23 protein-coding genes and 2 pseudogenes are annotated in these 26,131 nt (G+C 53.6%); 7 read left to right on the top strand and 18 right to left on the bottom strand.

Going from position 1 to position 26,131, the window contains the following annotated elements; all coding sequences use genetic code 11:
* Positions 1–15 precede the first annotated feature (15 nt).
* Positions 16–1,179, top strand: a complete 1,164-nt coding sequence (gene aepY, locus RMR21_RS25620; protein ID WP_498672806.1) for a phosphonopyruvate decarboxylase — start codon at positions 16–18, stop codon at positions 1,177–1,179.
* Between the two features lie 235 nt (positions 1,180–1,414).
* Here the strand turns inward: aepY and RMR21_RS25615 are convergent.
* The 5 genes and pseudogenes from RMR21_RS25615 to RMR21_RS25595 form a co-directional block, all read right to left on the bottom strand.
* Positions 1,415–1,646 (bottom strand): annotated as a pseudogene (locus tag RMR21_RS25615) (integrase catalytic domain-containing protein); the annotation flags it as partial.
* 113 nt (positions 1,647–1,759) lie between these two features.
* Entirely contained in the window at positions 1,760–1,960 is a 201-nt protein-coding gene (locus RMR21_RS25610) for an MbtH family NRPS accessory protein (protein ID WP_498672854.1), read from the bottom strand.
* A 9-nt stretch (positions 1,961–1,969) separates the two neighbouring features.
* On the bottom strand, positions 1,970–9,643 hold the full coding sequence (locus RMR21_RS25605; RefSeq protein WP_498672804.1) for an amino acid adenylation domain-containing protein: 7,674 nt from the start codon (positions 9,641–9,643) through the stop codon (positions 1,970–1,972).
* Positions 9,644–9,719: 76 nt separating this feature from the next.
* Positions 9,720–10,028 carry a phosphopantetheine-binding protein gene (locus RMR21_RS25600; protein WP_498672803.1) on the bottom strand — a complete coding sequence of 103 codons (309 nt, stop codon included), beginning with the start codon at positions 10,026–10,028 and terminating at the stop codon, positions 9,720–9,722.
* Between the two features lie 215 nt (positions 10,029–10,243).
* Positions 10,244–10,402, bottom strand: coding sequence for a hypothetical protein (locus RMR21_RS25595; protein WP_498672801.1), 159 nt, complete (start codon positions 10,400–10,402; stop codon positions 10,244–10,246).
* A gap of 142 nt (positions 10,403–10,544) precedes the next feature.
* On the opposite strand from RMR21_RS25595, the gene tnpB reads away from it, so the two are divergent.
* Together tnpB and RMR21_RS25585 are read left to right on the top strand one after the other, a co-directional pair.
* Positions 10,545–10,910 (top strand): IS66 family insertion sequence element accessory protein TnpB, encoded by a 366-nt coding sequence (gene tnpB / locus RMR21_RS25590; RefSeq protein WP_498672799.1) that lies wholly within the window; start codon positions 10,545–10,547, stop codon positions 10,908–10,910.
* A gap of 78 nt (positions 10,911–10,988) precedes the next feature.
* Positions 10,989–11,696, top strand: a pseudogene (locus RMR21_RS25585) (transposase domain-containing protein); the annotation flags it as partial.
* 20 nt (positions 11,697–11,716) lie between these two features.
* On the opposite strand, the gene RMR21_RS25580 reads toward RMR21_RS25585, so the two are convergent.
* Positions 11,717–14,836, bottom strand: a complete 3,120-nt coding sequence (locus RMR21_RS25580; protein ID WP_498672797.1) for a relaxase/mobilization nuclease domain-containing protein — start codon at positions 14,834–14,836, stop codon at positions 11,717–11,719.
* A 152-nt stretch (positions 14,837–14,988) separates the two neighbouring features.
* Here RMR21_RS25580 and RMR21_RS25575 point away from each other — a divergent pair, with 152 nt between their 5' ends.
* Positions 14,989–15,513: an HAD domain-containing protein gene (locus RMR21_RS25575; protein ID WP_498672795.1), complete on the top strand. Its 525-nt coding sequence runs from the start codon at positions 14,989–14,991 to the stop codon at positions 15,511–15,513.
* Between the two features lie 275 nt (positions 15,514–15,788).
* On the opposite strand, the gene RMR21_RS25570 is transcribed toward RMR21_RS25575, so the two are convergent.
* The 3 genes from RMR21_RS25570 to RMR21_RS25560 form a co-directional block, all read right to left on the bottom strand.
* On the bottom strand, positions 15,789–16,106 hold the full coding sequence (locus tag RMR21_RS25570; protein WP_065700806.1) for a helix-turn-helix domain-containing protein: 318 nt from the start codon (positions 16,104–16,106) through the stop codon (positions 15,789–15,791).
* Positions 16,099–16,473, bottom strand: a complete 375-nt coding sequence (locus RMR21_RS25565; RefSeq protein ID WP_498672792.1) for a type II toxin-antitoxin system RelE/ParE family toxin — start codon at positions 16,471–16,473, stop codon at positions 16,099–16,101. The genes RMR21_RS25570 and RMR21_RS25565 overlap by 8 nt, the downstream gene beginning before the upstream one ends.
* A 195-nt stretch (positions 16,474–16,668) precedes the next feature.
* Positions 16,669–17,385, bottom strand: a complete 717-nt coding sequence (locus RMR21_RS25560; RefSeq protein ID WP_498672789.1) for a hypothetical protein — start codon at positions 17,383–17,385, stop codon at positions 16,669–16,671.
* Between the two features lie 140 nt (positions 17,386–17,525).
* On the opposite strand from RMR21_RS25560, the gene RMR21_RS25555 reads away from it, so the two are divergent.
* Positions 17,526–17,756, top strand: a complete 231-nt coding sequence (locus RMR21_RS25555) for a helix-turn-helix domain-containing protein (protein ID WP_498672787.1) — start codon at positions 17,526–17,528, stop codon at positions 17,754–17,756.
* A 41-nt stretch (positions 17,757–17,797) separates the two neighbouring features.
* Here RMR21_RS25555 and RMR21_RS25550 read toward each other — a convergent pair whose 3' ends face one another.
* From RMR21_RS25550 to RMR21_RS25535, 4 genes are all read right to left on the bottom strand, one after another.
* A complete protein-coding gene (locus RMR21_RS25550) occupies positions 17,798–17,974 on the bottom strand; it encodes a hypothetical protein (RefSeq protein ID WP_498672785.1) in 177 nt (58 codons plus the stop codon).
* A gap of 203 nt (positions 17,975–18,177) precedes the next feature.
* Complete coding sequence (locus RMR21_RS25545; RefSeq protein WP_498672851.1) at positions 18,178–18,366, bottom strand: WGR domain-containing protein; 189 nt, start codon at positions 18,364–18,366, stop codon at positions 18,178–18,180.
* A 302-nt stretch (positions 18,367–18,668) separates the two neighbouring features.
* Positions 18,669–19,100 (bottom strand): hypothetical protein, encoded by a 432-nt coding sequence (locus tag RMR21_RS25540; protein WP_498672784.1) that lies wholly within the window; start codon positions 19,098–19,100, stop codon positions 18,669–18,671.
* A gap of 243 nt (positions 19,101–19,343) precedes the next feature.
* A complete protein-coding gene (locus RMR21_RS25535) occupies positions 19,344–19,637 on the bottom strand; it encodes a hypothetical protein (RefSeq protein ID WP_498672782.1) in 294 nt (97 codons plus the stop codon).
* A 910-nt stretch (positions 19,638–20,547) separates the two neighbouring features.
* Here RMR21_RS25535 and RMR21_RS25530 point away from each other — a divergent pair.
* Together RMR21_RS25530 and RMR21_RS25525 are read left to right on the top strand one after the other, a co-directional pair.
* Positions 20,548–21,279: a hypothetical protein gene (locus RMR21_RS25530; protein ID WP_498672781.1), complete on the top strand. Its 732-nt coding sequence runs from the start codon at positions 20,548–20,550 to the stop codon at positions 21,277–21,279.
* A gap of 58 nt (positions 21,280–21,337) precedes the next feature.
* Positions 21,338–21,568, top strand: coding sequence for a hypothetical protein (locus RMR21_RS25525; protein ID WP_498672779.1), 231 nt, complete (start codon positions 21,338–21,340; stop codon positions 21,566–21,568).
* 194 nt (positions 21,569–21,762) lie between these two features.
* Here the strand turns inward: RMR21_RS25525 and RMR21_RS25520 are convergent, their stop codons facing one another.
* The 5 genes from RMR21_RS25520 to repA form a co-directional block, all read right to left on the bottom strand.
* A complete protein-coding gene (locus RMR21_RS25520; RefSeq protein WP_498672777.1) occupies positions 21,763–22,068 on the bottom strand; it encodes a helix-turn-helix domain-containing protein in 306 nt (101 codons plus the stop codon).
* 65 nt (positions 22,069–22,133) lie between these two features.
* The gene (locus RMR21_RS25515; RefSeq protein ID WP_498672775.1) at positions 22,134–22,400 is read right to left on the bottom strand and encodes an addiction module toxin RelE; all 267 of its coding nucleotides are present in this window, start codon (positions 22,398–22,400) and stop codon (positions 22,134–22,136) included.
* A gap of 59 nt (positions 22,401–22,459) precedes the next feature.
* The gene (gene repC / locus RMR21_RS25510) at positions 22,460–23,674 is read right to left on the bottom strand and encodes a plasmid replication protein RepC (RefSeq protein WP_498672773.1); all 1,215 of its coding nucleotides are present in this window, start codon (positions 23,672–23,674) and stop codon (positions 22,460–22,462) included.
* 153 nt (positions 23,675–23,827) lie between these two features.
* On the bottom strand, positions 23,828–24,871 hold the full coding sequence (gene repB / locus RMR21_RS25505) for a plasmid partitioning protein RepB (RefSeq protein WP_498672771.1): 1,044 nt from the start codon (positions 24,869–24,871) through the stop codon (positions 23,828–23,830).
* 45 nt (positions 24,872–24,916) lie between these two features.
* On the bottom strand, positions 24,917–26,131 hold the full coding sequence (gene repA / locus RMR21_RS25500; RefSeq protein WP_498672769.1) for a plasmid partitioning protein RepA: 1,215 nt from the start codon (positions 26,129–26,131) through the stop codon (positions 24,917–24,919).

Genomic DNA, 26,131 nt, shown 5'->3' with positions numbered 1-26,131 from the left:
CGCGGTGGTCCTCTGATGCTCGATGCAGATACATTCCTCACCAGTCTGAAAAAACGAAACATGGATTTTCTTACTGGCGTGCCGTGTAGTTTCCTTACGCCTTTGATAAATGCCGCCAATACCGATAAAAAGATCGACTATGTTGGTGCTACGAGCGAGGGGGAAGCGGTCGCAATAGCCGCTGGAGCTTGGTTGGCCGGAAGACAGACCGTTGTATTGTGCCAGAATTCCGGTCTTGGCAACATGGTGAATCCACTAACTTCGTTGAACTGGCCTTTTCAAATACCTACCCTCTTAATTGTGACATGGCGTGGCAGGGTCTCAGATAACGACGAGCCGCAACATCAGTTGATGGGCGAGGTAACCCAAGACCTCCTCCGACTCATTAGGATTCCACATGCGCCATTTCCGAAATCTGCCTTAGAAATAGACATCAAATTGGATGACGCGGCTAGTTATTTTGAAAAAGGGCGACCGTATGCCATGATTGTTGAAAAGGGGGGGCTGTGCGGGTCATCTCTGGGCAAACCTCAACATCTAGTGTGGCCTCCCGCGAACGTAACAAATCTGCGTTCTTACAAATCATGGCCTTCGCGCACTGATGCCATCCTACAAATGGTTGAAGCTATACCAGACACCGCAGCGTGGGTTGCGACTACCGGATACTGCGGACGTGAGCTTCACGCCATTTGTGATCGACCACAGCATTTATATCAGGTGGGGTCGATGGGTGGAGCGTCAGCAATGGGTCTAGGAATCGCGCTGAATGTTTACAACACGGTAGTTGTTTTGGATGGTGACGGCGCGGCGCTGATGAAATTGGGCAATATTGCAACAATCGGTGCCACGAGCCCAAAAAATCTAATCCACATAGTCCTTGATAACGAGGAATACACTTCGACGGGCGGCCAGCCCTCCGTTTCTCCATTTGTCAACTTCGGGGAAATAGCAGTCTCTTGTGGTTATGCTTCCGCCTTCACATTGGACAGTTTGAAGGGGCTTGAGCAAGCTCTGGCCCACACACTAGTCACCGACGGCCCGCATCTTCTCCATCTCAAGATATCTGCGGATACGCCTGAAGGTCTACCACGACCCTCTATTGCGCCTCACGAAGTGGCACAGCGTTTCAGAGATTTTCTCACTGTCCACCGTCGGAAACAAGTTAGAGCAGGCCTGTAAACTAATCTGATCCCGACAATATCGACTCCGGTGAATTGATCCATTTTGATGACAACACAGATGAGGGTATTACGTTCCTAACATACCAATCCACCGAGAGCCTGCAGGAGTTTCTCGCAGACCTTGGCTCTTAATAAGGCATCGTTCGCCATTTTATCGATTGCTAATTCAACCCAGAAATGATCGAGCGTATCGTTGCCGACGATCGGAAACTATAAGAGCGCGGACCGACGTTGTCCATATTGATCGTCTTTGGATAGCCAGTCTTGTGGCAGATGACTTCCAGTATCTGGAAGACATCCTAACCTCTGTAGGTAAAGCGTGCGTCGGCTGCAGGGCAGTCGCGCGAGTGCAGTCAACCACGATCAGAATGCGCAGCTTCCTGCCGGTCGCGACTTGGTCGTGAACAAAGTCTATCGCCCAGCCTTCGTCCGACCGTCAGCCACCTGACGATCTTCTCTGAGCTTTGGTTACCCGGCGCTTCGAGTGCCTCTCGCTTCTCTGGGGCGTGAACCGCACAGTCGCTCGGCTGTGTGCCTGCCGGATTCTGTATCTGGGAATGCGACCTCAACAGGAAAGCCTATTCCGCTGCTTTTCGCTGAGGTTGACCCAAAGACATCCACTTGCCGTCGATATATTCCACGCACTCCGTCTTCGGTGCCTCTAACCGAACGTCCCATCCGGCCGGCACTTCAACATGTTGAGGCCAAAGAGAGTACTCACCTCGTTTATTCTCCAGAACTTTAAACGGCTCTTCATTATTGTCGAATGGATTTGTCATCATTACACCTTATGTTTGATGTGGAGGATTGTCGGCAAGCGGTTGCTCTGCGAGCATTGCCAGAGCTTTAAGTGTATCAAGCCATCTGTCTATCAGCTGGTTTACTTGCGATTGTTCGAACAGGCGGGATGGCCAGGACCATGTAGTGACGAGCTCGCTGCCGCCTGCATGGTCTTTTACACGGGCATTGAGTTCAAGGGCGTAGGCTGAGGCTAACTTAGCATCGCTGCCGCCTCCAAACTCGTTTTGTTTGTCGTCTGATTGGGAATTATCACCAAAACGGCCCAGATAATTAAAGCAGATTTGCGGATTGGGGAATGCTGCTAGTTCGCCAGCGGTCTGCGAGTTCATATAGCGAAGAAGACCGTAACCAATTCCATTATCGGGTATCTGCCGCAGTTGCTCCTTCACAGACTTCAGCAGCTTCAGCAGCGTAAATTGCGTTAATGGGCCGGTGGCCAGATTCCGTTTATCGACTTCGATCCGAACTGGAGAGATGCTCGTAAACCAACCGATCGTGCGAGAAAGGTCGATTGACTGGCGCATTTCTTCCCGCCCATGACTTTCCAGGTCGAACAGAACGTGATTGATGTCTGTGGAACCTTGCTGGTGACGCCACATGATCAAAGACAGAGCAAACGCTGTCAGCAAAACATCATTTATGCGGCCATGTATAAGGGCTGGCACTTTAGTCAACAAAGGAACGGTAAATTCTGACGGCAGAACCACCCTCAGATGCCTGGTCGTTTGAGATGTGTCCAGCTGGGGATTTAAGCTCACCGGCGATATAGGCGGATCAGGCTGACTTAATAAATCCTTCCAGAAACCGAGCTCTTGAAGCCGCTGGGAAGTGTGAGCTTCCTCTTTAAGATGATTTGCCCAGGCGAGGAAAGATGTTCGGACGGGCTCCAACGGGAGCGAAGATTTTAGGTTGGCCGCTTCGAGGAGATCAGGAACCAAAATCCTCCACGAGACACCATCAATAACCAGATGATGTACCACGAGGGCAAATTTGATGACCCTATCCTTGAAGAGGATGCCTCTCACCATTTGGCCTTTGTAAGGATCGAGGTCGTATTGCACTTCCCGGAGCGCCTTCCTGATAGCAGGTGCCTTGTCATCTTCCGACAACGACAGGAGGTCGATCTCTTGGACTACATCCTTGGCATTAACCGTTCCTGGGGGGAGAACCTCTAGCTGCCAGCCAAGGCTGTTCGGCGAGGCAACAAGCCTGCTCCTCAGGATATCGTGGTGATCAAAAATCTTTTGTAGGGCCAGAACCGCCGAAGAACGGTCAACATTATCGGGGACCGTAATGATCATGGACTGATTGAAAATGTTGATCGGGCCGTGCCGCTCCAGCATCCAGTGAATAACCGGTGTCAAAGGGACAAACCCACTACGCGGTTCGTAGGTCAGGTCTTCAGGGGTAAGCGGAGCCGCAACAGAAGCAAGGGCCGCAACGGTCTGAGATTGGAAAACGTTGCGGGAAGAAATGATCAGACCTGCTTTCCTGCATCTACTTACCAATCGAATGGAACTAATGCTGTCCCCCCCCAGATCGAAGAAGCTGTCATCAATGCTAACCTGCTCGAGGCCCAGCACCTCCTGGAAGAGGCCAGCGATAATCTCTTCCTGGGGCGAGCGTGGCAAGCGCATCACGGATGGGGTGAAGTCTGGTGCCGGCAGGGCCTTCCTGTCGAGCTTGCCGTTCGGGGTCAGCGGCAGGGCATCGAGCAGGACGATCGCGGCCGGGACCATGTAATCGGGAAGACGGCCAGCAACATAATGACGCAACTGGCCCGCGTCAGGGATCTGCTCTCCGGCCTGCACAACATAACCGACCAGTTGCTTCTGCCCAGGCTTGTCCTCACGTGCCAGCACGATCGCCTGTCCCACGGCCGGATGTGATGCCAAGGCCGCCTCAACCTCGCCGAGCTCAATACGGAAGCCGCGGATCTTGACCTGATGGTCGGCCCGGCCCAGGAAGTCGAGCACACCGTCAGGACGCCACCGTACCAAATCCCCGGTCCGGTACATCCTGCTTCCCGCAGGACCAAAGGGATTTGCCACAAAACGATCCGCCGTTAATCCCGGACGCTTCAAATAGCCACGCGCAAGTCCCTGCCCACCAATGTACAACTCACCCGGGACACCCGCGGGAACAGGCTGAAGCCAAGCGTCAAGAACGTAAACCTGCGTGTTATCCAAAGGCCGCCCGATCGGAAGGGGACTGTTGGTATCCGTCAGAGAGATCAGATAGCTCGTTGCGAACGTCGTCGTCTCCGTCGGGCCATAGCCATTCCGAAAGTTCAGTCTGGGCTGTGCGGAAACAACCCGCCTTACAGCTTCCGAGGGTAATGCTTCTCCGCCTGCCCAGAGATTCTGTAGCCCTTTGAAGGATTCAAGTCTCTGGTCCGCAATTAACGAAAATAATGTAGCGGTGAGCCATACCGAAGTTATCTTGTTCTCTAGAATGAATTCCGCGAAAGCATGCACATCCAGCTTTGCATCTGGGAGGATAAATATGCGCCAGCCACGAGCTAATGAAGCGAAGACCTCAAAAACAGAGGCGTCGAAGGTAATTGGCGAGTGGAAAAGGACTTTTTGGCGCGCAAGTTTTTTCCATTCACAGTCTTCAGCAAAATAGACAACACTCTCATGGGTTACGACGACACCCTTTGGCCTTCCGGTTGAGCCGGATGTGTAGATGACATAGGCGGGGTTTGCGGGTGTGAGGGGAGCGGTACGCTCCTGGTCAGTCGGGTTATGGGGCGACCTTTTGGCGAGCGCCTGTGCGAGATCGTGATCGTCGATGAGGATCTGTTGCGAGGGCGGCAGGCGATCGGCCAGGCCGGTGGTTGTGAGGATGCAGATCGGCTCGGCATCCTCGACCATGAAGGCGAGCCGATCTTCCGGGTAGTTGGGATCGAGCGGCAGGTAGGCTGCGCCGGCCTTCAGGATAGCCAGCAGGCTGACCACCATATCGATAGAGCGTTCAAGGCAAAGTCCCACGATGCTTTCAGGTCCAACGCCTGCCTCGATAAGGTGGTGAGCCATCCGGTTGGCGCGGGCATTGAGTTCGTCATAAGAAAGCGACGTCTCGCCAAACACCAGCGCGACGGCATCCGGTGACTTTGCCACCTGCTCTTCGAGAAGGGCCGGAAGGGTTAGGTCGGGAACGGGGTGAGCCGTTTCGTTCCACTCGACCAGCATCGTCCGGCGCTCGTCGGCAGCAAGGATATCGAGTGAGCCGATAGGCAGCGCCGGGTCGGCGACGACCGCCTGGAAGATCCGTTCGAGCCGGGCCGCAATGGCTTCCACCGTCTGCCGGTCGAAGAGATCGGTGGCATATTCGATCCGGCCAGACAGACCTTTTGGCTGGCCCTCCGCATCGCGGGCCTCACTGAAGCTGAAGGAGAGGTCGAACTTGGCGGTCTGCGTCCCTTCCCCCTTGAACCGGGTCAGCGAGAGACCGGGCAGATCGAAGCGGCTCTGGGCGTTGTTCTGCAACACCAGCATGACCTGGAAGAGCGGATGGCGGGAGAAGGAGCGAGGCGGATTGAGGACTTCAACAAGCCTTTCGAATGGCAGGTCCTGGTTGGAATAGGCGGCGAGGTCCTGCTCCCTCACTCTGGCGAGTAGATCATGGAAGCTGGGATTGCCGGACGTATCGGTGCGTAGCACGAGAGTATTGACGAAGAAGCCGACAAGATTGTCGAGGGCAACGTCGGTGCGGCCTGCGATCGGACTACCCAAGGGAATATCCGTCCCCGCTCCGAGCCGGGTCAGCAGGGCGGATAGGCCGGCTTGGAGAACCATGAACAGACTGGCCTTGCCTTCCTTCGCCAGAGCCATCAGCTTTGTGTGCAGCGCCGCGTCGAACTGGATGTTGACCCGTTCGCCACGATGGTTTGGGGTAACCGGCCGGGGCCGGTCATAAGGCAGGTCGAGTTGCTCTGGCAGGCCGGCCAGTGCATTGCGCCAATATCCGAGCTGCGCAGCGATCGGGCTGGTCGGGTCGGCCTCGTCACCCAGGACCTCTTTCTGCCAGATCGTATAGTCGGCATATTGCACAGGCAAAGGAACCCATGCAGGCTCCTGCCCCCTGCTCCGGGCTTCGTAAGCAAGCGCCAGATCGCGCAGCAGCGGTCCAAGGGACCAGCCGTCGCCGGCAATGTGATGCAACAACAGGACAAGGACGTGCTCCTGCTCGGAGCGACGGAACAAAGAGGCCCGCAAAGGCAGGTCCCTGCCAAGGTCGAAGCAGTAGGACGAGGCTTCCGCGACAGCCTGGGCAAGCTCAGCCTCGTTGATATCACGAACTTCAAGAACCGAATTTATGGTTGACCTTGCTAAGATATGCTGGATGGCTTCGCCCTCGTGCAGGGCAAAGACCGTCCGCAGGCTCTCGTGGCGGCGAACGACATCGGCGATCGCAGCATCAAGTGCCGCCACATCCAGTGGACCATGCAACTGCATGCTCCAGGGGATGTTGTAGGTCGAGCTCGCGCCATCGATCTGGTCGAGGAGCCACAGACGACGCTGGGCAAACGACAGCGGCAAGAATGGCGGCCGTGTCATCCCGCGCAGCGCCGGACGGGCCATCTCCGCCCCGTTCAACCGTCGGGCGAAGGCCGACACGCTCGGTGCTTCGAAGAGCATGCGTACCGAGACCTCGATACCCAGGGTACTCCTGACACGGCTGATCAGGCGCATCGCCAGAAGCGAGTGTCCTCCCAGATCGAAGAAGCTGTCATCAATGCTAACCTGCTCGAGGCCCAGCACCTCCTGGAAGAGGCCAGCGATAATCTCTTCCTGGGGCGAGCGTGGCAAGCGCATCACGGATGGGGTGAAGTCTGGTGCCGGCAGGGCCTTCCTGTCGAGCTTGCCGTTCGGGGTCAGCGGCAGGGCATCGAGCAGGACGATCGCGGCCGGGACCATGTAATCGGGAAGACGGCCAGCAACATAATGACGCAACTGGCCCGCGTCAGGGATCTGCTCTCCGGCCTGCACAACATAACCGACCAGTTGCTTCTGCCCAGGCTTGTCCTCACGTGCCAGCACGATCGCCTGTCCCACGGCCGGATGTGATGCCAAGGCCGCCTCAACCTCGCCGAGCTCAATACGGAAGCCGCGGATCTTGACCTGATGGTCGGCCCGGCCCAGGAAGTCGAGCACACCGTCAGGACGCCACCGTACCAAATCCCCGGTCCGGTACATCCTGCTTCCCGCAGGACCAAAGGGATTTGCCACAAAACGATCCGCCGTTAATCCCGGACGCTTCAAATAGCCACGCGCAAGTCCCTGCCCACCAATGTACAACTCACCCGGGACACCCGCGGGAACAGGCTGAAGCCAAGCGTCAAGAACGTAAACCTGCGTGTTCCAGATCGGCCGACCGATCGGAACGTCTCCCTCCTCAAGTGAATTGAATGCGTATGATGTGGAATAGACAGTTGTTTCCGTCGGGCCATAACAATTAAATATTGAGGCCGAAGGGAATGATATTCTTAAATTTGTAGACAGCGAACGCGGGATTGGCTCACCAATAAGCACAACAGTAGTTACCTCGGATAATGGATGGCTTTCTTTGCATGCCGCTGCGACGATCGAAGGTACCCCACTTACTAGTCCTCCCGCTCCAAACGCTCCAGTAGTCCCAGCCAGAAAGTCTTCAAAAATATAGATGGTCCCGCCAGAGACCAATGGCACTGCATATTCGAAAACTGATACGTCAAAGCTCAGTGACGTCGTAAAATTGGCGGCAGAAACTCTGTCATTTCCAAAATAATCTTGAGCTGAACTGACCAAGTTGCATACATTGTCATGGGTTACGACGACACCCTTTGGCCTTCCGGTTGAGCCGGATGTGTAGATGACATAGGCGGGTTTTGCGGGTGTGAGGGGGCCGGTACGCTCCTGGTCAGTCGGGTTATGGGGCGACCTTTTGGCGAGCGCCTGTGCGAGATCGTGATCGTCGATGAGGATCTGTTGCGAGGGCGGCAGGCGATCGGCCAGGCCGGTGGTTGTGAGGATGCAGATCGGCTCGGCATCCTCGACCATGAAGGCGAGCCGATCTTCCGGGTAGTTGGGATCGAGCGGCAGGTAGGCTGCGCCGGCCTTCAGGATAGCCAGCAGGCTGACCACCATATCGATAGAGCGTTCAAGGCAAAGTCCCACGATGCTTTCAGGTCCAACGCCTGCCTCGATAAGGTGGTGAGCCATCCGGTTGGCGCGGGCATTGAGTTCGTCATAAGAAAGCGACGTCTCGCCAAACACCAGCGCGACGGCATCCGGTGACTTTGCCACCTGCTCTTCGAGAAGGGCCGGAAGGGTTAGGTCGGGAACGGGGTGAGCCGTTTCGTTCCACTCGACCAGCATCGTCCGGCGCTCGTCGGCAGCAAGGATATCGAGTGAGCCGATAGGCAGCGCCGGGTCGGCGACGACCGCCTGGAAGATCCGTTCGAGCCGGGCCGCAATGGCTTCCACCGTCTGCCGGTCGAAGAGGGATTGGTCATACGAAACACGTATCTCAATCTGATCACCTGGAATGACAAAAAGACTGATGGGATAATGCGTTTGATCTCCACCGTATCCACCAAGATTCTTCAACCGAACTAATCCGACACCGCTATTTTTTACCAGCACGGAAGGGTAGTTTTCGAACACTAAAATACTGTCGAATAACCGGGGCAGGCCACAAGCGCGAGTAATTTCGCTTAGGCCCACAAATTGATGTTGGATCAAATTAGCTTGCTTTTGCTGCAGCCCATGTAACAATTCGAGCAGCGTTGTTGTCCGAGCAAGCTTTATACGTAACGGAACTGTATTGATAAACAGGCCGATCATACGCTCGACGCCTTCAAGTTCAGGTGGACGACCTGAGACCGTTATTCCGCAAATGACGTCCTCGGAGTTCGTCAAACGCCCGAGCGTAATTCCCCAAGCTCCTTGGATAAGCGAGTTGAGGGTCAAAGAGTTCTTTCTAGCAAAGGCTTTTAACTGCCCGGTCAGATCGGCTGTTACAAATTTCGTGAAGACCTGTTTTACAGGTTTGATAGAAATTTTTGAGGGTGCCACCAAACAAGGCCCAGAAATGCCATCTAACTCATGACTCCATATCGCCTTCGAACTGGCCAAATCTCGGGTATGAAGCCAACTGAGATATGTTTTATAAGGTATAGGAGAAGGAAGATGGCTGTCATTTCCTGTCGATAATATTTCCTTTAGCTCAGAGAGGAATATTACTAATGACCAGCCATCCAATAAAATATGATGATATGAAAAAAGCAGTCTGTGCTTAACGCCTAGAGTAACCAGAGAAAACCTCAGCATTGGAGGGATTTCCGGATTAAATGGTCTGCGCTCTAAACGACAGATATTCTGCCACTCGCCTTGTGAAGCGCCTTTAACAACATGTTCCGTAAATGGAGCTTTAATTCGGCTCCGGATTATCTGGATTGGCTCTTCAGAACCCCTGAAGCGAAACTCAGACAATAAGTGAGGGTGTCTCGAAAGCAGTATGTCAATGCATTTTCTAACATACTCGCTATCTCCTTGCCCAATCTCAAACTGGCGTTGCACTACATAGTCTTCGCCGGAACCTTGATTGTAGTGCGCATGAAAAAGAAGCCCTTCCTGTAGCGGAGACAGCGGAAGAATATCTTGAATTAATGACAACTCATCCTCCTATCGCGTACCTCGAGGAAAGTTCTGCGAGCGGCCGCCATCCATCAATCACTCTCATTTCGACGCTTTACGAGTTGCGTGGCTTAAGAGCCTTTCTTCCCTCTGGAGCGGTTTCAAGTGCTGCAGACACCCCACTAACTGTCGGGTTTTCAAAAAAGGCAGAGAAAGATACCTCTTTCCCACAAGCAGCCCGGATAAGACTAATGACACGGACGACCTGCAGAGACTGACCTCCCAGCTCAAAGAAACTCTCGCTATTGTTCAGAGCTTCTACATCAAGTACTTGCTGAAACGCGATCCGTACGATTTCGGTTTGCGCCACCGAATTTTCTGAGGGATTTTCGAATCTGGGCTGCTGTGCATTATTGAGCATCATGTCGCCTCGCTGAAAAGAATATAGATTTTTATCCGCCGATACTCACGATTGTCAATTAGTTTCTACCGTAGCGGAGGTGTGAGGACGTCAGAAGCGATTGTGGGTTGCAGGAAGCGAGCGGGAGGCCGGCGTAGCGATACTGGCACGCAGCCTTAGTAAAGCTTGATCCACTAGCTGCAAAAAACTTAAAATTCGGCCTGTTCGATCATTCCAAGCTATTTGATTCCAAACATGCCGACGTGAGCGGGTTGATTATCCGCACTCATCATCTGTAATTTGCCATTAATCTTGATGGCGATTTTGCCGCTCTCCCCAATACTCTGGCTCAAATCGGCCAACGTTTTCGCCTGAATCTTCAGCGAAGAGGTCACCACTGTCTGTCCCCTTAGAAACGATCGAAAAAAAGGGCTGCTATCATTCTTGCCTGTCAGTGTTAAAGGAGGAGCACTAGCGCTCCAAGTAGGTATACGTCATCATGCTTGGCAGTTAGAGCGCGTATACCGATGAAGCACACCTGTGTCGCGTCATCCGAGCGGTGCGGTCTGCGTGATCCCGTCGAACGTAAAAGTCTTTCTGGCGAGCCATCCAATCGACTTTCGTAAGGGGCCTGATAGCTTGCTGTCGCTGGTTCGAGATGCTGGCCGTGATCCGTTCAACGGAGCTCTCTATGTCTTCCGGGCAAAACGAGCAGACCGGATCAAGATTGTCTGGTGGGATGGCTCAGGCGTTTGCCTTTATGCAAAGCGGTTGGAAAAGGCGCAATTTTGTGGGCCGCGCATTGGTCACAACTGGGTCCAGCTCAACAATGCCCAGCTTCTGGCTTTGGTGGATGAAATGGAAACGCGTTCGACCAACACCGATCAAGCCACCCGAAATTGTTAAGTAAAACCCCTGCGACGAATTGAATCATGCACCTAAAACTACGGGCAGATCACGGCGAAATATGCTCTGATCATACCCATGACACGACCCGAGATAGAGCTCCCGGATGATATAGAGGCACTCAAGGCCATGGTTTTTGCCATGGCCGAAAAGGTCGCTTGCGTCGGCTTTGGAAAAGCAGGTCGACGGTCTCGAGGTCCGAAATGCTGATGCCGATGAGCGCATCGAGCGGCTGACACAGATCCTGAAAGCTTTAGACCGCGCGCGCTTCGGGCGGCGTTCAGAGAAACTTGCAGCGGCCAGCGTCGATGACGAGCAGCATGCTTTTATCTTCGAGGAGATCGAGACCGGCATTGCGGCGATCAGGGCCAAGGTTACGAGTGGCATCAACAAAGATGGCAAACGTTCACCGAGGCCACGCAAGGGCTTTGCGCCGCATCTGGAGCGTATCGAGGTGGTGATCGAGCCGGAGGACTTGCCGCAGCATGTGGGCAAGACAAAAATTCTGATCGGAGAAGACATATCCGAACGATTGGATGTGGTTGCAGCGAAGTTCCGTGTCATTGTCACGCGCCGTCCCAAATACGCTTTTAAGAACGAAGACGGCGTGATCCAGGCTTCGGCCCCGACACATCATTGAGGCGGGCATTCCAACAGAAGCCCTTCTAGCCCAGATCGCCGTCTCCAAGTATGCCGACGGTTTACCTCTCTATCGGCAGGATGCGAGTCGAACTTGATCGCAAGCTCGTGGCACAATGGATGGGCAAGCTAGGGTTTGAGCTCGATAGCGCCGGCAATCTTTAAAGTCAGAAGCCCATCGACGGCCCTTGACCTATCACGGATTTGCGTAGCCGCAACTTCGCCTCCTCGACCCTTGGTACAAACTGTTGGAACACAGCACTCGGAATTAGAACACCCTCAGATCGTGCAGAAGCACAGGCTGAATAATACTTGTCTGCGACGACGACAATCTCGCGGTCTGAGTTGCCTAAAACAGCACGCCCCAACTCACTTAACGCGTCTTCGATAACAGGCAGCCATCGACGTTCGGCCGAATCCCGTTGCGCTGTGGTGCGCATGCTTTCGAGCCCATTTAACAGATCGGCTGGCAGGTTTTCCCGCAATTGCGGATGTTCGTCACTATAGTTTGCCACCTGATCTTCAAAGGCTTGAATTCTAGCCAATGCAGCAGCCGGTTCGAGTGCTCGCCACTCAGACAGCAGCTTACGGCCCATCGAAGTGACTTTTTCTTCTGCAACTGCGCGCTTCTTTCCTGCATACTCTGCATCGGCACTCCTTCTCACTTCAAACCGTGCCGAATTATCGCCCCGCCTGTTTGCCAGTTCTGCCATCATCGCTTCATCAATGATGGATGAGACCGGAAAGCCCTCCATTTCAAGCTGGCGCCTTAAATCTTTAACGCTGTATATAAAGCGATCAAAGGCATCAGGGCTATCAATCCAATTGGGATTCTCAATCTGATTACGGTAGCGTTGAAGCTTTTTAACCCTCACCTGTTGATCATCGGCTTTGACAGTATCTTGATTGAGTTCTGCCAACTCTTGCTGCCCGTCACCATAGGCTGATGGCACGTCACCTTCGACAGACGGCGGCCGTAAATCGCCAGGCCAGTCTTCTACCGTCATCGAAAAATGAAGATCGCCTGCGTTATCTGTAGAGACGCTGAACACATCCCCTGCCACCTTGGAGACAACTGATACCAGTCGATCAGCAACGCGTGCGAAGACGTTTAGACCAAGCGCAGTCTCTCGCACTTGCCCGGTCGAAACATCTTGCCAGTTTCGTTTCCAATATGACCTGAACGCCGACACGGCATCCAGTGAGGCCTGTGCCAGCGGGCGGAAAGCTTCAAAGACGTCAATAATCGCAATCTTCACCGCCCGTGCGGCCTGCTTGCAGCGTTCAAACGCTTTTTCAAGCTTGCGCTCCGGCAGGAATTCCAAGGCTTCGTTGAGCAGGCTTTTAATGCGATCAGAAAATGCAGGTTCGTCCGCCTCCCACCCATTTGACGCAGCATTCCGCTCGCGCTTTCTCTCGACCAAGTCTCGCAGATGTCCAATCGTATCGCGATAATCGATCATGGCCAGTTCGAAGGTGGCAAGTGCAAATGCTTGTGCCGGCGTCAGGTTGTCGAGTTCGAGACGAGCTTTCTCTAAGTTTTCCAGGACGCTACGCCTCAACCTCTTAGCTGCTTCCGCGGCTTGCACTTTCTCGGAATGGTCTTTCAGACGTTTGCCAAGGTGCCAATCAAACGCAGGGAGATCGCGGCAAAGTCGCCGCGGGAACCGCCGCCTGAAACCATCGCCGCCGCTAATGTCCCAACCTGTTCTCACTTGCTGATATTTGACACCATGCTTCTCGCATATCGATCGTAATACCCGCCGCTCCTCCCTATACCGCGCCCTCCCCCGTTCAACGTTCCCGTGTTTCCTCTGCCTGTTCAGGTGTTCGAGATGACCAGGCATCAGCTGCTCGACATCTAGCGACTGCCGGCTGACGTCATCTTGTGATTGTGTACGGGAGCCGATCCTGTGATCAATCTCCTTGGCACTGCGAGACAGAAGCCGCTGCAGCGAATCGACAAAGTCGCCGGAGGCAGTCGTAACGAGCCACGCATAACTTCCAGGCCGAAGTCGAAGACCGACCTCGTAGAGGGCGGCTTCAAAGCTGCCTCTACTATCGCAACGGCTCCATATGTCAGCCACCATATGACGCTGCGTAAGCTGACCTGTCTCACTTTCGGTTTCATCATCCGTCCCAACGTCGCGCCCGGCGTCCGCCTGCGCGCGCTCCCGAGCCTGTCTTTCCAGAACTGACTTGATGCGGGGATGATGGTCCGACCAGATGCGTTTCACCACATCCTCGAGATCCTGTTTCTGTTTCCGCCCAATCGAAATCCGCTCTTGCCTGGCCGCCATGCGGATTCGTTCAGATAGAACATCACTGGAGGCGCTCATAAGAACGATCTCTCGATCCGTCTGCCCGTCTTCGCCTATTAGCCAATCTCTATTGGCAATGACAAATGCCGCTCTTTCGAACGGATGCGAGGAGCGAGTCTTCACATCAGTCGCACATTTTTTTTCGTGAGAATAGGATTGGGCGAACCCCGGTCGGTATGCGTCGAGCACCCGGTCGCAGCTTGCGTCAGCCTCGGCATTTACCTCGGCAAACACGGCTTCCAGCTCCGCCACATGCGCCTGCCCCAGTGCGTCGTCACCCAGGACAGAGACATCTCGAATGAGCTCTTGCTCTGCCTTATACAGCCCGTTCAAGACCGGCCAAGCACTCCGACGCTCCGCCTCGATTTCCTGTCGCGATTTGGAGACAAGATCTTTCACCGCAAAACCGGATCGTCTCAGCGCGTTGTTTCTCACGCGCTGCTCGCAATGAATTTTTCCATGACGACGCTCGTAATCCTCAGCCCATGCCGACAATTTGAAGCGATCCATTGATTTGGAAACGACGCCCGAGAAATCTGGTTTGATGCGGTTTACGATAACGTGGATATGGTCATAGGGCTTGTCGATATGCGAGACGAAGATTGCCTGGTGATCGCTCATGCCAAGCAGCTCCAATGTCTTTTCCGCCGCGTCAACCATAGTGGCCTGATCCGGACGCTCCTCAATCGCCCACGACAGAGAGAAACTGTAGACAGGGCTCTTCAATGGCTGCCCCCGAGTGCCCCTCTTCATCTCCTGGTAGCGCTCATAGGTTGCCTGCATCATGGCAAAACCCTCACCAGGATCATCCGTCGACAAATTGCGGGTTTCCGTAAAACCGACCCGCCCGTTGCTCAAGTTGAGATCTGTGGCACTCCCGCCAAGCATGTAGGAACGGATGCCACCATTCGCTTCGCCAACTGACGCAGCTTTAGCAGCGCCGAGGTAATAGGCGCCAGCACCCACGAAACTTGCTCCACCCTCTGCAATCTTAGGGACCATTCAATCGCACTTCAAACTTGCCAACCTGGGCTCTTCGCTTTATGTGAAACAAAAGCATATCTTGCTCTATAATCCTTCTTTTACCCATCTTCAAGCGCCTGAAAGGTACTCGTGCGATGAACGTCATATTCCTGGATATCGACGGCCCTCTCCTATCACGCAGAATGTGGGCGGCGGCCGACAATTTCGCCCTCATTCGTATGCCGGTCGACGAGCGTATTGCTCATCTCAAGCTTGATCCGGGGTCGGTTGGACTGATCTCCAGAGCCTGCGAACTGGTACAAGCTCAACTGGTTCTGGCTTCAAACTGGCGCAGGACCTGGCCGGGTGATCTGGGGGCGCTAAGACGGAAGTTGGAGCACGAGGGTTTGGCGCGTGATCTTTGGCACCATAACTGGAAGCTGCCAGTCATCCCGGTCGGAAATAAGCGGTCGGAGCTGGAGGCTTGGCTCAATCAAAATGGACCCGTCACCAAAGCAGTCTTCATCGATGACGAGAAACAGACCTGCCCAAGCCCGGTCGTTCAGATCACCGTGTCTCTGGATGACGGGTTTGGAATGCAAGCCTACCGAGACACCATTTCTTATTTTGGGGTATCAGACCCGTTGGACAAAGGCGTCCAGGCCCAGCATGCTCAATGAGAAATTATGGTCGGCTCAAGGCCTGGCGCCAGAGGTAGACCTCAATCCGATCTGCTCGAGCGGCACGCAATCGTCGTGATGGCAACCTCAAGGGAAAGATTGAGCCGTAGAGGTAAGGACGAAGAACATGCCCATCACAAAACGGATAGGTGTTCTGCGGATTTTCGATATGGCAGGTCGATATGGGTTGGCTCTTCCGCGGTTAACTCCTTTGGCTCACTACGGCGCTATATGGGAGCGCGTTCGCCTAAGGGCCGCGACGGTTGCGTCGCAGGTTATGATATCGCCTGCAGGCCTTTCTTCTGTACCACCGTTAACAAACGAAGCGCAGGACCACCCGGCTTCTTGACGCCGCGCTCCCAATCGGAAACCAGGCCTTTGCTGACGTTGAGGTAGCGGGCAAACACAGGCTGAGAGATATTTTCGCTCTCCCGGATAGAGCGAATTTCCTCCGGCGTAAGTGCCTCTACGGAAGTCAGGCAAGCATCATCGAACTCGCGCATGGTCTGCTTATCAATCGCACCGGACTCGTGGAAGCCTTCCATCATCTCATGGATAGCGGCCATCGCTTCGCTTTTATAAGACTTACTCATCACATCTCACCTCTATCATGCGGCCAGATCCGACTTCAGCGTTCATCTGGTCGTCAGAAAATCCTAGTACCAACTTTGCCGCCTTCTTGAATACGGCTTCCTCATTCTCTTCGAGATTTTCCATATCACTCTTGGCAAACCCGAATGCGAAGACGGCCCGCGTCTTCGTCCTAAAAAAGATCACAGTTCGATAACCGCCAGATTTCCCCGCCCCGGGTCGTGCCACCCGTTGCTTGATAAGGCCACCGCCAAGATCGGCATCAATAAGCCCGCGCTCGACACCATCTACGGCGTCACACAGCATCTTATCTGTGATCTTTTCCTTGCGAGCGAACTTGTGAAACCTGCTGCTTTTAAAAATCCTCACGCTTTCGTCTGCCTTATATATTACACTATGTGTTACCCTTCAAGAGGATCCTCGCGACCGCACCCAAACACCGATCATTATCCAATGTCGGCAGTGGCCGCATACCACGGATATTTGCAAAACGACCTCCCAACGTAATCGACCTGCGCATCAAATTCCAATATCCATGATCAAGCGGTTCTATGGCATAAGCTATTAAGGAGCGTTAGCAAGTTCGCGATCGCGCTGACGAACAGCCATAACCTCTGGCAAGATTTCGGTTTCGAGCCGCTTGCGAAGCGCTGTTTGGAATTGCGTGATCTCCTGATGAACAAGCTGATCGATTTTTACCTGCAAATCCGACGGAATACGGCTACCGTCGATTTGCTTGAGTAAATTGCCCGGTAATGCAATGAGACCCATCGACTGACCGCCGACAGGGTCGTGTTTCCATGTGCCTCCCAGTCCAAAGCATATCGGAGCTGGATCGGCACTCGCACCGATACAACGGATATAGCCCTGCCCCATCAGTATCCGCGACAGGCTTGGGTTTGCTTGTTCGACCAGCAGGGTCGCGCCATGCTGCTGAGCAATTCCCTGCAGCCCTGACAACAGCTTCTTGAAATGACTTTTTCCGCGAAAGCGATCGTGCAGTTCGACGCGGGCGAGTAGCAGTTGAGCGGGCTCACCAGCAAGGTTACATTTCCAACGGAACATCAGGTCGCGATAGAGGTAATCCGTGTAGAAAAGGCGGAAGCTGGTCGGAGCGGTGTTCTGAAGTTCGGAGCCAGATCTTTTCGATTTGATGTGCGTGATCCAGAACACTACTGCCGAAAGTGCAGCGTGGGAGCTCTTGCGGTGAATATTTGAGACCGCCAGGTGAGAGTCGGTGTCGTAGATCTCTATGTTCTGCGCGATTGTTTGATCGTCCATGTTTGGCCACCTCTGATTTGATCCTGGCGGAGTGCCATACAGGCGATGATACGCTTTGAAAACATTTTTATATCTGATTGGATATATTTTAAATTTGATAGAATGTGGTTTATGTTGGCTGTCCGTGGTCCATCCTATGCATGGAAACCGGCACAATCGCTCTTCGAAAAATTGTAGCGCTCAACATGCGCGTTCGTCGTGCAGAACTCGATATGACACAGGAAGAACTCGCGCTGCGCACCGGGATCACACAGGCTTATCTGAGTGGCATCGAGCGCGAAAAACGGAATCCATCACTCGACAATATTCAAAAAATTGCTGCCGCTTTAGAGCTGTCTCCTCCGGCACTTCTCACACCTCGCGTGCGATGAATTAAACGCGTTAAGCGTTCAGGCGATTTCACCCACCGCTATCAAGTTTTAGGAAGCACAGATCGAGGCTTGGCAGGTGCCTCTACCTTGGCAGCATCCCAAAATGATGCGCCGAGGCTCTCGGCTTCTGGGGCATTCAGGTCATGGAAAAGCTTACCCTGATCCCGCATCCGGGCGAGTTCGCTCAAAGAGGCTGTCTTTGTTTCCCTCTCAGTCATTTCGCCTTCCTTTCTACGCTGTTATCAAGCCAGTGATACCGTGTATGAATGACTATGAAACATTCATTGGACCGCACCGGGTTTGCCCGGCCTATTCGCTCAATTTATGCTGTCATGGCCGGTGCGTCCAGCATGGCTTAGCGGACGCCTTCGAAAGCTCCCAATCCTTCCAAGGCCGCGCAGGCCTTCCACTCTCCCCTCCCCTACCGAACCGGCTCATTTAGAAGTCGAGGTGCCCAGTAGCCACGGACCGTCTTTCGTCGCAAGATGTCAAGGAACACGATCAGTGCGTCTTCCTTTCCCGCGAAGAGCTGCGTCTTGCTTTGGCCCCGACAGCCAATCCTGCCCCAGGTCCGCGTGAGACACACGTCTCCAAACAGTGTGGATGTCATGTCGAGCACGTAGTATCGCGCCATGTTTCGGTGGGCGTCAATTCGTTCGATATAGACACGGGTAGGCTGTGTGCTCATACTGACAGAGTCGAAATTCTGGCTGCGAATGTCCAACGACAGTTTTGAATCGGTTCAGCGATACCGATTCATAATTTTGATGGGAACTGTTTGCGCGCGATCTGTCACCCGACCTGATCAAAACACCACCATGCGATCCTTTGAGCTCGAGCATACTCATCCAGTCGATGCGACTTTTCGTCAACCGCTATAATAAAATTCAGAGAATCTTGATCCCGCCAAGCCTACTGCAAAACCTCTTCAGAGGAGCTTGAATCTAGAGCAAGCAGGGAACCAACCAACGTTCGGTTTGGCGGTCCGCCTTTCCTGTCTCTGCTTACGAGAGAAACCGTTTCGAAGAGAACTTCGATCAAAACGTCATTGAACGATATGAGCCAAAATCTAGCATTTACCGCTTTCCATTTAGAAGTCTCTGGCCCCGAAATTTCATTGAAGGCCCATGGATTGACCGGATACCTGAATGCTTTCAGGCCTTCAACATTCATGGACGTTACCCGGAAATCGATGACCTGCCCGAATTTGATCAACACATTGCCACCACCCACGCGGGGCGAAGCTTCATAGCAAAGGAAAGCATCCGTCCCGTCATGCAGCACAGCGGGGTTTGCCACAGTTCCTAATTCGGGAAAAGCCTCTAGAGGACTCGATACTTGCATAATCGTGGTGCCTGATCTGGAGCGTGAGGAAGCGGTTGTACGAAGCGGGATCATATTGTCAACAGAGGCTGGCCTTGATCTTGCGGATGTGCGCGGGGCACCTTGTACCTCTTTCGTTCCAGAAGCGGGGTAGGGGGCAAGTCAAGTGAGTAGTAACCTGCGCAGTGCTCGAATTTCATATCGTCCGGACGATCCTGGTCTCGGTTCCATCGTTGCCTCCGCGAGCATGTCCGCAGCGGCTATTCAATCAACGACATACTGCCCAGAGGCAGAACGATATACAAATATTTCAGGGCTATTTTCAGCCAGGGTGCGAGATATAACCACAATGGAGTTTGGTGAAAATATCAGTTCAAATCTGTCTTCAAACTCTTGAAAACTAGAAAATATCAGCGGCTTCCCGTTGAATTTTATGTCAACGATTACGTCCGAATAGATGGTCATTCCGGATTTATCATGAAAAGCAAGCGATATGGAATCTTCGTCCAACTCAACATTCTTTAATTCACATCCTTCAAGGTAGTCTTCCAGTCGCATGATGTGCTCCATTATTTTGGTTTTTTTAGGTAAAAATGCTTAAAAAAGAAACAGTACGTAATCCAAGCAAGCGATCGGAAAGACCACATGCCTAAAAAAGTGGTGGTGATTTCCCTGAAAGAGAGTTTGCGTTCTTCTGAAATCGATTTTCTTCAGTTCGGTACGCCGTTGCTACAAATTGCAGAGAGTCTATGACCGCCAAAAGGATAGATAACCGACGCATACAAGCAGCACGTACCGCTGTATTGGCTGTACTCGGGCGGTCTGGAATTATCTTTCGAACCAGAACCGCCATACCGATTGACTGCATTCAAACTTTCACCCGTTGGCAATCATAAAGGCAGAATGACCAACTTCAGTTATTCTGTTCGGATGCGCAACGACTTTCCAATGATCGAGACTTCAGTTTCTGGCTTCCTGCGGAGTGGTCTGTGGGATTTGGAAAAAGTAAGTGTCGGGATCTGCGCCAAACCAAACTATCCGGTTCTCGATATTTGTGTCGGATGCCTACGAATACCTTTCCTGATGAGTTCAGAAAAGCAGGCGGCATCATGAGCTTTCCCAGAGCGGCAATGAATTGAAAAGGAGAGTTGCCCTACTTGATCCAGATTGCCACTTCGTCGGAGCCTACTTCTCACCTGAAGACGTTGGAACTCAGCGCTTCCCAAGCGATGGGTGGACGTCGATTAGCGGTGAAGAATATCTTCGCCAGCTTGACGCCGCGGAATAGGCGTCCGTCAAGGCCAGCAGCAAAATACTTCAGTCGATTGGCCACGGATGGCAGAGGAGGCGCGCCGACTACGAAGCAAAGCGTCCGGCGTGCAGGTAGCGTCTTTGGCGCAAGGCGGGAATGACCATGGCTGGTGAATCTCCATGCTGGTCAAAGCGAAACTGATAAATAGGATTGCGTATGCCTGATGCCCTCAATTTACGCCAAAGGCTTGACGGTGCCTATGAAGTGTTTGCGCGATACCGCCGTCCACTGGTTTTTCACGCCTCACCGCTGCGCGATCCAGAAATGCTGCTGAAGCAACTGACCGCCAAGCCTATAAGGCACCTGGACGTTGGAGATGTTCAAGAATATGCATCTGCAGCATTAACGACCGTCGGCACTGTCGAGGACTACAAGCACTTCCTGCCACGGCTCCTTGATCTTGCAACGGAGTCTGGTGTCGTTGAGCCCGAGATGATTGCTCTGAAGCTGAAGACGGCAGAATGGCGGGCTTGGCCGGAAAACGAGCGACAATGCCTCGAAGAGATTTTCGTCCACGCCTGCGTGGATGCTTTCAAGCAGCATACGGATGATTACCTTGCGGGTAAGTGGCTCGTGAGCCTTGCGATACTGAACATCGACCTTGGTGGCTTGTGGACCCACGTATTCGCATCAAAGGATGACTGTTGTGCCCTCCAAATCGCCCACCTACTGCTGTCAGACAATCTTTTTGCGAGCGATCCATCCAAGCGAGCGTATTGGGAGGATGTACCCGAGACGACTATCAACGAAACGCGCTCCTGGCTGCTTAGCCAGGAAACACGGTCGCTGCTCCTATCCGTGAGCTTTCGGACACGCTCGGAGGATGGTTGGCTTCTTGAAAAAGCGATAGCGAGACAAAATGAGCTGGTTCAACGGCGCCTTCATTGACCGGCGAACTGGGCTCAATGAGCGCGCCTCCGGAAAGGCCTCCCGGACCCATCCGGTTATGGTAGCAAGGTTTGCGCTCGGCAGCACGCTCTCTGTTTTCCTTTACGAAGTTGATCGTCCGGTTTCCCAAGTCGTTGCAGAAGTGCCCCACCTGAGAGCCGATATCGACCGCATTCTGGGTACGGAATATGCGCGGGTAAAAACGTTGTTGGAAGCCGAGCGCGACACCGTCATTACCCTCTCCCGAGCGCTGAAGAAAGAGAGACGACTAGAGGCGCTGTTAGCTTAACTCAAAACTCCCGGCCGTCTAAAGAAAACCGAAAGCTTCTGATGTAGTGTACCCTGATCTTTCCAGATGTAGGCCGGGGCTGCCCGAGCGCGTCTTATGCTGCATCTAACGATCCAGAGCGACAAAGGGATCCCTTGTTCTGCCTTTGTGTGCCGCGATCCATTAATCTGACGACGAGCGCACTGGATGCATCGTCAACCGGACAGCGCTCGCAGCACTGCCTCGGGCTCCTTCTCCATCACACGCAGAAGCGTTCGAGCGGCACCTGAGGGCTGTCGAGCCCCCTGCTCCCACTTTTTGTATCCTGATGGGCTTTTCCCCAGGAAAGCAGCCATTTCGTCTTGTGTCAGATGTAGCTTTTGGCGGATCGCCTTCGCTTCAACAGTTTCCAGATCAACGGCAGTGACCCGCATGACCGCAGGGTCGCTGCCCTGCGCATGACCCAGAGCTTCGGTCATAGCCTGAACCAAATCCTCGCCGAATTTTGTCGTCTCGCTCATGGTTTGCTCCTGTACGTCGCTTGGATCGCCTTGAACGCAGGAACCGCCTTGGCCTCTTCCGGCTTTCAATCCGTCTTTTCGTTCTTTCCAAAACCGAGAAGCGCATAGATTGGCGCATCGTCGCTACACCAGTAATAGATGACGCGCGCGCCGCCTCGTTTACCTTTGCCCTTGGCGCTGAATCTCAGCTTTCGGACACCACCCGCACCCGGTATTTCATCACCAGCTTGGGGATTGGTCGCCAGAAAATCAATCACATCCTTGCGCTCATGGTCCATGAACAGAGCCGCTGCCTGTTTGATGAAGAGCGATGCTTCAGCAATTGTTTGCATGGTGTTTTATAACCCATTGGGGTACTTATGGCGATCGAGGTCGTTTTTGTAAACGATCATCACGCCGACCGCTTCCCGACTTCGCCGTTCAACCGTAGCAGTGCCATCACCATCGGCCCGAGCGAAAACTCTCCACGCGCCGCCCGGTTGGTGAGATCACGCAGATAGCCACCGGCGGAATTGATGTGCCCTGCCCTCTCCAGGATACAGGCAATCGCAACCGCTGCATTTTCAGGCCCCATCGTTTCGCAAGCCTCTTGATAGGCCGACGGGCTCACACCCAGCATCGACCTCACCACAACCGCGGCCGACATGAGATCACGCCACCCACCCACAGCACCACCTGGACCGTAGTCGATAATCTGCGGGCATGCCTTCAGCACAACACCCAGAGGAAAGGCCTTCAGCGTCTCAGTTTGCGGTCCGCGTCTCTTGCTCGGCTTTTCGCCCTGCTCTTGTTCAGAGCTAGGTTCAAGTTCATGGAAGGATTCGGGTTTTGAATTCTGTATGTGCTGCTCAATATGAGCATCATTGGTGCTATTAAATTCTGAATTTGACTGCGTATCCAACAGATTAAGGACTTCCTCGCGAAGAAGCTCCAGTTCGTCGAGGATACTGGCGACGTCAGCGATGGTCGGGGAGCGTGGAATGCGGGCAACGAGGTCGATGTACATGGCCTCTATCGCCATCCAGTCGCCGTCAGCCCCCTCCTCTATCGCTGCAGTGATCAGCTTGCGGACATCCCGGCGGCAGATTGTGAGGTTTTCTTTCGCCTTACGGAAGGCAGAACGAGCAGCAACGATTTTCTGCGCGATGACAGCAAGCTCTTCGGACCGGGCAAGGATCGGAGAAAGATCGAAACCGAATGCATTCTCGATCTCGCCGGAACCGTTCTTCCTCGCATAGCGCTTGCCGTTGGCACTATCCTTGCGGATGATCAGGCCTGCATCGACCAAAAGCGCAAGATGACGACGCAACGTGGCGCCTGCCATGCCGTGGGCTCGAAGGATCAACTGAGCGTTTGAGGGAAACACGACGAGCTGCGCGTCCTGGCGCAACTCGTTTTCCGGATAAAAGCTCAGGAGTGCGTCGAGCACAGCCAGGCTGTTAGACTGCAAACCGAGTTCTTCTCTTGCTTCCGCGGCATCACGGAAGACTTTCCATTTCTCAACTGTTTTGCCAGCCTTGATATCGTTTGTGGCCACTTGCCGCTTCACCAAGGCGAGCGTCATAGGCCGCCGCCCAAAGGGCGTCGTTACACTTCCTGTCTGCATTTCTTTCACCCTCTAATAGGCAAAAGAAAACTGCTCACCAAAACGATGCCAAAGACTCTTGACTGTGATTCGGGGAAATGCGATTCTCTGTCTTGCTAGAGATCGAGAAGGGCTTCCACGGTATACCGTTTGGGGGCCTTTTTCTTTTGCGGTTCAGTCTCCACTCTGCTGTTGATCGTTTTCGAAAGCCTCGTAGAGCTTGTCGAGATTATTGGCGAGGTAGGCGCCGAACGCGGCGGCCTGGTCCGAATTTTTGGGAGACTTCAGAGCAATAGTCACGCGCTTCCCGTCGCCTTTGATAGATGCTCGAACCAAGCTTCTTTCGCTTTCCCACGTTTGGACCGGTGATTTGTCTGCTGAGTTTACTGCGGTAAACTTTTCTCTCGGGACCAACCGCTCCAACATCTCGAAACGAGCGTCATGAGTAGAACTGACAAAATCAGGTTCGCGAAGAACAGGTCGTACCTTGTCGGCCATGGCGTCTTCTGACACCGCCCCACCAAGAAAATACCAACGGTCGCGGCCCGGTGCCCTCGCCGCCTTCACAGTGTCGAGAATATCGGCAGGAAATCGCTCGATAGCAGACAGCATCTTCGAGATCGTTGTTTTGTCAGCTCCAAGCGCCAACATGATAGTGTCTCGTCCGAAACCGCCTGTTTCCAAATTGTGTGCGAACATCGCTTTCTCGATGAAAGACAGGTCGGATCGCTGCGAATTCTCTTGTCCTTGGGCAATGACGTGATCACGGTCTTCCAGCGCCTTGACGACGGCACGAACAGGAATTCCGATCTCGCGGGCAGCTCGAACGCGGCGGTGACCAAATACGGTCTGATAGTGTCCTGCCCTTGTGGGGTGCGGACGAACCAAGATGGGGGTGTCCTGACCTCGAGCGCGTATAGCCTCAACGAGTTCCTGAAAGTCCGCTTCGTCCATCGCAACGCGATCCGTGACGAACGAGCTATCGATCAACGCCGTATCGAGCTTGATTACAGTCTCACCCTCAGCCAGACGTCTCTCGATCTCTTGTGCGGCATCTGCACGCGCTGCGAGTTCGTCAATGCTTCTGGTTACGGCACCAAGAGCACCGATTCCCCGCGTGGTCGTGCGGAAGCTCTCTTGAGGTTTTTCCTCGATACCGTCACGGCTGGTCTGCTTGTCTTCTTTCATAATTCCAGACAAGATATTTTTACGAGCCATGGTACGCTCCCTGCCGAAAGTTTACTGCGGTAAACTCAATACGCATCAGTTGCGGCCCCATGCTTTGTATATCAAATCCAGCACTTCGGCATTTACAGCGTCCATTGCTTCAATAGCCCGGTCATATGTTGAACGGGTGAATGCAGCACGCTCAACTTCGTAAAGTGTCTGGTTCGTCATCGCGGCGTCTGAGATCGCGACACTTCGCAACATGGGGTTCAATAGGACATGGTTTTTGAACATGGAACGCATGAACGCCACCATCTGCGTCTGTGGGCCATCTTGTGGATCGTATCGAGTGACAAGATACCGGAGCCAGTCCAGATTCATGTTACCGCCCACATTCTTAAGCGTGCTGAGAATGTCGCCCAGCATCTGCAGGAATTGACACATAGACATAACGTCTAGCATCTGCGGGTGAACTGTAATCAGGACCGCAGTCGCTGCACAGATCGCGCTCATCGTCAGAAAGCCAAGCTGGGGAGGGCAGTCGATAATCACCACGTCGTAATCGTCTGCTACGGACGATAGGGCCTCATCGAGACGAGCGAAGAAAATCCGTCCGTAGTCCTTGCCTTTGCCTTGGGCTAGAATACGTGGGGTATCGTGCTCAAACTCCATCAGTTCAAGGTTTCCAGGCACAAGATCAAGGTTGGGGAAATTGGTCTTGCGAATGATCTCGCTTAGCGGGCGCTGCTGTTCGTCATAGCGGATCGCTCCATAAAGGGTCTCGTTCTCATGCACATCGAACTCGGGCTGCAAGCCATGGATTGCGGAGAGGGAGGCCTGCGGATCAAGATCGACAGCGAGCACGCGATGACCGGACAACGCGAGATACTGCGCCAAGTGCGCGGCACTTGTTGTCTTGCCGCTACCACCCTTAAAGTTGACGACGGCGATTACCTGTAGCTTCTCGCCGGTACGACGATGAGGGACATAATGTGTTCCAGCTCTGCCGCTGTGCTCTAGAAAATGACGCATCGCTTCCATCTGCGTCGCGGTATAAGACCGGCGACCGGAAGGGGTAACTTGGGGCTGCGGCCCTTTGCCTTCGAGGGACAGGTTCTTCAGGTAGCCACTTGTTACTCCGACAAAACGTGCAGCCTCTGCAAGCTGAAACTCGCGTAGGTCCTTCATCGCCCGTGGAGGATACATCTCCAAGCGATGCTGCTTCAATTTTTCCGACAGCTCTTGCGCCTGACCAATGATAAGTTGATCGACATCAGAAATTGCCGTTTTATCGATATGAGCGATATTCAT

This window comes from Agrobacterium sp. rho-8.1, assembly GCF_033957725.1.
Taxonomy (GTDB): domain Bacteria; phylum Pseudomonadota; class Alphaproteobacteria; order Rhizobiales; family Rhizobiaceae; genus Agrobacterium.
The sequence above is the reverse complement of the archived record's forward strand: the minus strand, read 5'-3'. Positions and strand labels throughout refer to the sequence as shown.